This window comes from Leptospira adleri, assembly GCF_002811985.1.
Taxonomy (GTDB): Bacteria; Spirochaetota; Leptospiria; order Leptospirales; family Leptospiraceae; genus Leptospira; species Leptospira adleri.
Map to the genome: position 1 here is coordinate 1 of NZ_NPDU01000155.1, position 1,414 is coordinate 1,414.

The following is a 1,414-nucleotide window of genomic DNA, read 5'->3' on the forward strand; positions in this document are numbered from 1 at the left end:
CTCACGTGTGAGCTTCCGCCCCATTCTCCTCCACCCAATCGATTCCCTTGTCCGTCCATCGCCATCGTCACCGAGTCCAAGTGATCCGTGTTGAAAAACACAAACCCGTTCACTGGAGTTCCCCCGATCGGAATTCATCCGGCCGCGTCCCTACGGGTCGCGCTCTCAGCTCCGGTCAAGTTATTACATTTCGCTTTGGAAATATATTTTTTACACTAGTCGCAATAACTTGACCACGCTTCCATCGCTCGCGGGGAAAGATTTTCTTTTATCAGAAAGATTCTTTTTAATCTTTCGGGATCTCGCAAATCTTGTCTTCGTCCGGGTCTGGGTTTGGTTCAACGGTTGCCACGATTTCTATTCGAGAATTTAAGCGATTATTAAATTTTTGAGTCCAGTTAATTGGATCCTTATACGCTAATCCTGCGACTGTCAAAATCAGTCGTAGGGAGTAATTTTGAGGAATTTCTACACTTTTCTCAAGAATCGAATAAAATCCATTATTCGTGCTTTCAAATTTAGCTATCTCGATTTTAAATTTATTCTCACCTATTGGAACTTCGACTTTATATTCGCAGTTCGGGTAAAAAACAAATTGTTCAAGTCCGTACCATTCTTCGAGGAAACTAAGCCTCCGATTTGGATTAATTAACACATATCTTTTAAAGACAGAATCTTTCTCTAAAAGAAGTATTTTAATAAAGTATTTATCAACTTTAATCATCTCCCCACCCTCTTCATATTTTGAAGGTAGTTCAAATCTGATGTAACTTTTTTTTGAATCCTTAACTTTATAAGTCAAATGTTGCCAGTAAACAATACTCCCTTGACAAGAGCAAAAAATAATAGCTGTAAGAATTAATAATTTTCGATAAATTAGAATATTATAAATTTCCTTCACAGGTTCTTTCAACTCCCTTTGCTGCTTTAACTGTCAGACCGATTGGTACAGGAGAGAAAATATCTGCGGCAGCAATCGCAGCATTAGCGTATTCTCCGTGAGATGCATTCACAACGAAATCTATACTTGACTTCACAATTAATAATTTTTGAACATTAACAATTGATCCAAATAAAGGCGCTTGTAGAACACTTGACGCAGTCCCAACCCCCAATGTCGGCGCACCATAAATTGCACCAGCTGCGGCCATCGCGGCCATTTGTCCCGCGCTCATATAAAGAGAGTATTATTCATTTGATGAATCTTTCTTTAATCTTTCTGAAGCTCGCATGGTTTATCATCGTCCGGCTCTGGGTTAGGTTCGATCGTAGCAGTAATTTCAAATATTTTCCTCTCCTGCACAACTTGCTTTTGATCCTTTGAATTCTTAAAAGCTTCATCAAAAGGAGAGACGACCGATTCTTGAAATACTTTGGGTGTAATGGATAATCGAATCGAATGATTGGGCGGAAG

General features: G+C 39.4%; 2 protein-coding genes and 1 pseudogene. All 3 read right to left on the reverse strand.

Going from position 1 to position 1,414, the window contains the following annotated elements; translation table 11 throughout:
- Nucleotides 1-286 precede the first annotated feature (286 nt).
- Nucleotides 287-901, reverse strand: a complete 615-nt coding sequence (locus CH376_RS23895) for a hypothetical protein (RefSeq protein WP_100787781.1) — start codon at nucleotides 899-901, stop codon at nucleotides 287-289.
- Complete coding sequence (locus CH376_RS23900) at nucleotides 885-1,175, reverse strand: hypothetical protein (RefSeq protein ID WP_100787780.1); 291 nt, start codon at nucleotides 1,173-1,175, stop codon at nucleotides 885-887. The genes CH376_RS23895 and CH376_RS23900 overlap by 17 nt, the downstream gene beginning before the upstream one ends.
- Before the next feature lie 35 nt (nucleotides 1,176-1,210).
- Nucleotides 1,211-1,414: pseudogene (locus tag CH376_RS24515) on the reverse strand (hypothetical protein); the annotation flags it as partial.